The 7625-nt window shown below is 63.6% G+C and carries 3 protein-coding genes; all 3 read left to right on the top strand.

Going from position 1 to position 7625, the window contains the following annotated elements; translation table 11 throughout:
* Positions 1–27: 27 nt before the first annotated feature.
* Positions 28–1086 carry a TauD/TfdA family dioxygenase gene (locus PMI31_RS02850; RefSeq protein ID WP_008016094.1) on the top strand — a complete coding sequence of 353 codons (1059 nt, stop codon included), beginning with the start codon at positions 28–30 and terminating at the stop codon, positions 1084–1086.
* Positions 1087–1097: 11 nt separating this feature from the next.
* Positions 1098–4193, top strand: coding sequence for a non-ribosomal peptide synthetase (locus PMI31_RS02855; RefSeq protein ID WP_008016095.1), 3096 nt, complete (start codon positions 1098–1100; stop codon positions 4191–4193).
* Positions 4190–7625 (top strand): non-ribosomal peptide synthetase (locus PMI31_RS02860; protein WP_008016096.1); only part of this gene is annotated, 3436 nt, incomplete at its 3' end. The genes PMI31_RS02855 and PMI31_RS02860, both read left to right, overlap by 4 nt.

The raw sequence follows: 7625 nt of genomic DNA on the forward strand, positions 1-7625 counted from the left end.
CGCCGTCATCATTTTCTGGAGGGGTTTATGACCGTTTCAACGACCAAGTCCATTCCCAAGATGGGTCGTGGTGCCCGCAAAAGCCTGTCCACCGATCCGACGCGGCTGGTGAGTTTTGCGCCGATGTTCGAAGGCCACAGCATGCCGCTGGTGTGCCGTCCGGCCGTGTCTGGCGTGAGCCTGGTGGAATGGGCGACCCAGAATCGCGCGCTGATCGAAAGCAAGCTGCTGGAACACGCGGTGATCCTGTTCCGTGGCTTTCAGGTGGCCGATATCGGCGAGTTCAACCGCTGCGTCGATGCGATTTCCGGCGGTGCCCTGGAGTACCTGTTCCGCGCCTCGCCACGGACCCAGATCAGCGGCCAGTTCAAGATCTACAGCTCCACCGATTACCCGGCACCGGAGAAGATCTTCCCGCACAACGAACATTCGTATTCGCCGGTTTTTCCGCGTCACCTGTATTTCTTCTGCGACACGCCGTCGACCACCGGCGGTGAAACACCGTTCGGCGATACCCGCCGGATCCTTGCACGGATTGATCCGGCGGTACGCGAAGCGTTTGCCCGCAAACGCATCATGTACGTGCGCAACTACGGCGACGGCATGGGCCTGCCGTGGCAGACCGTGTTCCAGAGCGAGGATCGCGCCGAGGTCGAAGCCTACTGCGCCAGAATCGGCATCCAGGTCGAGTGGAAATCCGGAAACCGCCTGCGCACCCGGCAGAACGGTCCGGCGATCGTGCGCCATCCACTGACCGGCGAGCGCATCTGGTTCAACCACGGCACCTTCTTCAACGCACTGACCCTGCCGGACAGCATTCGCGACAACCTGCTGCGTGAATTCGGCCCGCAAGACCTGCCGCAAAACACCTTCTTCGGCGACGGCTCGCCGATTCCCGACGAGGTGATTCGCCACCTGCAAGGCATCTACCGCGACGTGATGGTCGAGTTCGCCTGGGAGAAGGGCGACGTGGTCCTGCTCGACAACATCCTCAGCGTGCATGCGCGCAACGAATTCACTGGCTACAGAAAAATCCTCACGGCCATGGCCATCGCGCAGAAAAGCGCCGACCTGGATCAGGAATAAGGACACCCGACATGAACACCACCGCCCTCGAACCCTCGGTAGACGTATTCCAGACTTCGGCCCAGCAGGCCTTCTATTGGCGTGCCCAGGAGCTGGGCGCACGGCCGCTGTTCGCCGCACTGACGTTGCCGGTCGCCAGGCCAGTGGAGGCCCGGGCGTTGCGCACGGCACTGGAAACACTGGGCCGGCGCCATGAAATCCTGCGCTCGGTGTACCGCCGCTTGCCGGGCATGAAGTGGCCGGTGCAAAGCCTGTGCGATGCGCTGCCGCTCACTTTTCTGGACAACCAGCCTTCGGTGGCCGAGGCCTTGAGCCGCAGCCGTGAAGCAATGCTTGAAGACTCAAATCGAGCGCTGGTGGCGCAGGTCGAAGGTGAAGCCGGGCAGCATTTCGTCACCCTGCTGACCTCGGCCAGCAGCTTCGACGAGGCCTCATTGCGCGTGCTGTCGGCCGAACTGGCCAGCCTGTTGCGCGGCGAAACCCTGGCCGACGACGAGGAAGCGTTGCAATACCTGGACTACAGCGCCTGGCAGGAAGAATTGCGCGAGGAAGACATCGGCCATCAAGGCGCGGCGTTCTGGCGCAACCTGCAACAACAGTTCGCCGTGGCCCATCGCTTGCCGTTCGAGAAAACCGTCGAGGTTTCCCTGGCCCGCCGTCTGGCTATACGTACTGACGCCAGTTGGTCCGCCGAGGTGCAACGGCTGGCGGCTGACCTGAAAGTCGAGGCGCAACAAGTGGCATTGCTGCTGTGGAGTGCATTTGTCGCCCGCATCGGCCAACAGGAAAAAGGCCTGATCGGTTGGCAGGTGGACGGTCGCAACGAGCAAACCGCCACCACTCTCGGCCGTTTCGCCCGGCGTTTGCCGGTGGCGTTCGAGCACCGCAGCCAGCAGACACTGGCGCAAGCAATGGCAGCCTTTGCCGCCAGCGTCGAACAGTCGTTGTCGTGGCTCGATTGCCTCAACGAGTTCGAACTGAGCGCCGAAGGCTCTGCGCCATTGCGGTATGGCTTCGTCTATCAGGCCGCCATTGAAAGCGCTATCGAGGTGGACGACGGCAACCCTGAAGTCCTGCGCCTGCGTGTGCAGGGCGATCAGTTGCAGCTGTCGTGTCTTGACGGTGCGCTGCCCGAGTCGATGCTGACCGAATGGCTGGAGCAGTTTGTCGAGTTCAGCCGCCAGCTACTGGCGTCACCTGAACTGACCCTGGGTCAGGCTGATCTGGTGAGTACCGCTCAACGAGCCCGATTGATCGATGGCTTTAATCCGAGCACCACGGAGCAGGCATTGCCGTTCCGCTTCCTGCACGAGTTGTTCAGCGAACAGGCACGGCTGCATCCGCAACGCATCGCCCTGAGCGTCAACGGCCAGCGCCTGACTTATGCCGAGCTGGATGCGCGTTCCAACCAAGTGGCCAATGCCTTGCGCGCCCAAGGTGTGGCGCCGGACCAGATCGTGGCGGTCTATGGCCAGCGTTCGCTGGAAATCGTCATTGCGATGTTGGGCACGCTCAAGGCCGGCGCTGCGTATTTGCCGCTGGACCCGAACTACCCGATCGAGCGTCTGGCATTCATGCTGGCCGACACTTCTGCGCGCCAGGTGCTGGCCTGCCAACCGCTGCCGGACGCACTGGGTCGCGGGCAGATCATTTCCCTGATGCCGGGGGGCGAGGTCTGGTCTGCCACACAAACCGGGCCTGAGCCACAAGGCGACAGTGCCAATCTGGCCTACGTCATCTACACCTCCGGTTCCACCGGCAAACCCAAGGGCGTGATGATCAGTCATGCCAACGCCGTGGCCTCGACCCTGGCGCGTAACGCCTTCTATCGCCAGCCGTTGCGCGGGTTCCTGATGCTCTCGTCGTTCTCCTTCGACAGCTCGGTGGCCGGGGTTTTCTGGGCGCTGGGGCAGGGCGCGACCCTGTGCCTGCCGGATGAAGACAGCTACAAGGATCCGGCCAGACTGGCGGCGCTGATCAAGCAGGAAGAGATTTCCCACTACCTGACCTTGCCCTCCTATCACGCGCAGATACTCGAACACCTCGACCGCCACGCCCTGGCCTGTGTGATTGTCGCCGGCGAAGCCTGCAGCAACGCGCTGCTGCAGCGACATCGCGAGGCACTGCCAGGGGTGGCGCTGGTCAACGAATACGGCCCGACCGAAGGCACCGTGTGGTGTTCGGCCTGGGAGTTGCCACTCGGCCAGGACGACGACAGCATCCCGATTGGCCAGCCGATTGCCGGCATGCGCATCCATGTACTCGGCCCGGACCTGCAACCAGTGGCCGTGGGCGTCGAGGGCGAGCTGTATGTCGGCGGTGCCGGCATTGCCCGGGGCTATCTGCAGCGTGCCCCGCTGACGGCCGAACGCTTTGTCCCCGACCTGTTCGCGAAGGCGGCTGGCCAACGCCTGTACCGCACCGGTGACCTGGCGCGCTATCGCGCAGATGGGGTGCTGGAGTATCTGGGGCGGGTCGACCATCAAGTGAAAATCCGCGGCTTCCGCATCGAACTGGGCGAAATCGAGTCGGCCATGCGCAGCGCGCCAGGCATCGAGGATGCTGCCGTGATTGCCCGGCAAACCCCGACCGGCCCGCAACTGCTGGGCTTCGCGGTGTCCCCGGCCGACACCGCCGAGATCCGTCTCAACGAATTGCGCAGCCACCTGGCCGAGGCGCTGCCCGAGCACATGCAGCCGGCGCGCTTGCAGGTGCTGGAGCGTTTCCCGCTGATGCCCAACGGCAAACTCAATCGCCAGGCCTTGCTCGATCTCGATGTGCGCCGCAGTGCCTTCGTCGCGCCGCGCAACGAACTGGAAAAAAGCCTCGCGGCGATCTGGGCCGAAGCGCTGCACGTCGAGCGCGTCGGCGTGCACGACAGCTTCTTCGAACTCGGCGGGCACTCGCTGTTGGCCACGCGCATTCGTGCGCGGATACAGGAAGAACTGAACCTGGCGATCCCGCTCAAGCTGTTTTTCGACGGTGACACCCTGGAAGGCCTGGCGGCGCAGATCGAGCAGTTCCGTGAGCAAAGTGAGCACCAGGAAAACGATGTAGACGCCCTCGAAGCGTTGTTCGACGAAGTGGATGAGGAACACGCGCAATGAGTGCTGCACCGGACAGAATGATGACCCTGGCCCAGCGATTCTTCGGCTTGAGCGCGGACGCCCGGCGTGCGCTGCAACAAAAGATGCACGCCCAGGGACTGACCCTTGAATTGCTGCCGATTCCGCCACGGGACCGCGCCGTCGACACGCTGCCAGCGTCCTACGCGCAGCAGCGCTTGTGGTTCCTCTGGCAGATGCAACCCCAGGCCACCGCCTACAACCTGACCGGAGCCTTCCGCCTGAGCGGTGAGCTGGACCGCGATGCACTGGCGCAAACCCTGGTGACACTGGTGCAACGTCATGAGGTGTTGCGTACCACCTTTGTCTTCGAAGACCGGCAAGTGCTGCAAAAGATTCACCCGCAGATGGACACCCCGCTGGTCGAGGCCACGGCGGCCAGCGAGGTCGAACTGCAACGCCAGATCGCCCTCAACGCCGGGCAGCCGTTCGACCTGCAGCACGGCCCGTTGATGCGTTGCCGCTTGATTCGCCTCGATGCGCAGCAACATGTACTGGTGCTGACCTTGCACCACATCGTCACCGATGGCGGCTCGCTGCCGATCCTGTTGCAGGAATTCACCCAACTCTACGGGCAATTGAGTGCCGGGCAGGATGCGCAGCTTCCGGAGCTGGACATTCAATACGCTGACTTCGCACGCTGGCAGCGCCTGTGGCTGGAGGCGGGCGAGGCTGAGCGCCAGCTTGACTATTGGCGCGGGCAACTGGGTAACGAACACCCGCCACTGAACCTGCCGACCGACCGTCGCCGCCCGGCGATCCCGAGCCAGCAGGGAGCCAGCGTCGAGCTGAAAATCACCGCCGCACTGACCGCTCAATTGCGTGAGCTTGCCCACCGCGAAGGCTGCACTCTGTTCATGGTGCTGATGGCCGCGTTGCAGACGTTGTTGCATCGCTACAGCGGCGAACAGGACATTCGCGTCGGTGTGCCGATTGCCAACCGCACCCGCCAGGACGTGGAAAACCTGCTGGGCTTTTTCGTCAACACCCAGGTGCTGCGCAGCCAGCCCCGGGCCGACCAGCCATTCGTACAATTGCTGGCCGACATCAAGGCCGCGGCACTCGGGGCACAGGCCCATCAGGACCTGCCGTTCGAGCAACTGGTCGATGGCCTGGGCATTGAACGCAGCCTGAGCCACACGCCGCTGTTCCAGGTGATGTTCAACCACCAGCGCGACAGTGGCGGTGCGCAACGCTGGAACTTGCCAGGGCTGAGCGTCGAACCGCTGATCTGGGATGAGAAAAGCACCAAGTTCGACCTGATGCTCGATACCGTCGAGGGCGACGAGGGCATCCATGCCTCGTTCGTGTATGCCTCCGAACTGTTCGACGCCGCGACCATCGAGCGCCTCGGCCGACACTGGCTGAACCTGTTGCAGGCGATCTGCACTGACAGCACGGTTGCCCTGGCGGAGCTGTCCATGCTCGACGCCGCCGAGCAGCAGGCCACCTTGCTCGACTGGAATCGCAGTTCGGTGTTGAGCGGCGATCAGGCGAACCTGCTGTGTGCCCATCAACTGATCGAAGCCCGGGCCGCCGCGCACCCGCACAACATTGCCGTGACCTGCGACGGCATCACCCTCACTTACGCCGAACTGAACAGCCGCGCCAACCGCATCGCCCATCGTCTGCGCGAGCGCGGCGTCGGCCCGGATGTGTTGGTTGGCATCGCCCTGGAGCGTTCGCTGGAGATGATCGTCAGCCTGGTGGCGATCCTCAAGGCCGGTGGCGCCTATGTGCCGCTGGACCCGCAATACCCGCCGGATCGTCTGGCCTGGATGCTCGCCGACAGCGGCACGCGCCTGTTGCTGACTGATTCGGCACTGCTGCCGCGCCTGCCGTTGAACCAGGGCATTGAAGTGATCTGCCTGGATCACGCCAGCGACTGGCTGTTCGAAGCCAGCGCCGCCAACCTGCCGAACCTCACCACTTCAGCGAACCTGGCTTACGTCATCTACACCTCCGGCTCCACCGGCAAACCCAAGGGCACGCTACTGCCCCACAGCAACCTGACGCGTCTGTTCAGCGCTACCGAGCACTGGTTCGGTTTCAACGCGGACGACGTCTGGAGCCTGTTCCACTCCTATGCTTTCGACTTTTCCGTATGGGAAATCTTTGGCGCATTGTTGTACGGCGGCAAACTGGTGGTGGTGCCACACGCGGTCAGCCGCTCCCCGGAAGACTTCGCGCGTTTGCTCAGCGAAGAGGGTGTCACGGTACTCAACCAGACCCCCTCGGCCTTCCGCCAGTTGATGCCGTTCGCCTGCGCCAACGCGCCAGGCATGGCCCTGCGGTATGTGGTGTTTGGGGGCGAGGCGCTGGACGTGGCCAGCCTGCGCCCGTGGTACGACGCCTTCGACGACCGGCAGCCATTGCTGATCAACATGTACGGCATCACCGAAACCACGGTGCACGTGACCTACCGACCGCTGTCCCGCGCCGACCTCGATGGCGCCAACAGCTCGCCGCTGGGGGCGCCGATCGGCGATCTGCGCTGGTATGTGCTCGACCCGTGCCTGAACCCGGTGGCCAAGGGCTGCGTCGGTGAGCTTTACGTTGGCGGCGCCGGCCTGGCCCGGGGTTATCACCAGCGCGCCGATCTGACCGCCACGCGCTTTGTGCCGGACCTGTTCGCCGCAGCGCCGGGCGCGCGCCTGTATCGCACCGGCGATCTGGCGCGTTACTGCGCCGATGGCAGCATCGGGTACGCCGGGCGTATCGATCATCAGGTGAAGATCCGTGGCTTTCGCATCGAGCTGGGGGAAATCCAGGATCGTCTGCAAAGCCATCCGGCCATCGAGCAAGCGCTGGTGTTGGCACCCGAGGTCAATGGCAGCCCGCAACTGGTCGCGTGGTTCACCGCCAGCGGCACCGACAGCGATCTGCGCCAGTCCCTGCGTGAACATTTACAGGCCGGTTTGCCGGACTACATGGTGCCGGCGCACCTGATCAAACTCGATCACTGGCCGCTGACCAGCAACGGTAAACTCGATCGCGGTGCATTGCCCAAGCCCGACGCGGCGTTGGTGCAGCAGGCTTACACGGCGCCGATGGATGAACTGCAAACCGAGTTGGCGGCGATCTGGCAAGACGTACTCAAGCTCGAGCGCGTCGGCATCGACGACAACTTCTTCGAACTGGGCGGCGACTCGATCATCTCGATCCAGGTGGTCAGCCGCGCCCGCCAGGCCGGGATTCGCATCACCCCGCGCGACCTGTTCCAGCATCAGACCGTGCACAGTCTGGCGAAGGTTGCGGTACGCAGTACTGGGTTGGTCTTCGATCAGGGGCCGGTGCGCGGCGAGGTGCTGCTGACGCCGATCCAGCACTGGTTCTTCGGGCAAGCCATCGAGGCCCGTCATCACTGGAACCAGTCGGTATTGCTGGAACTGCGCGAGCCATTGGATAACGGCT

This window comes from Pseudomonas sp. GM55 (assembly GCF_000282395.1).
Classification (GTDB): Bacteria; Pseudomonadota; Gammaproteobacteria; order Pseudomonadales; family Pseudomonadaceae; genus Aquipseudomonas; species Aquipseudomonas fluorescens_CC.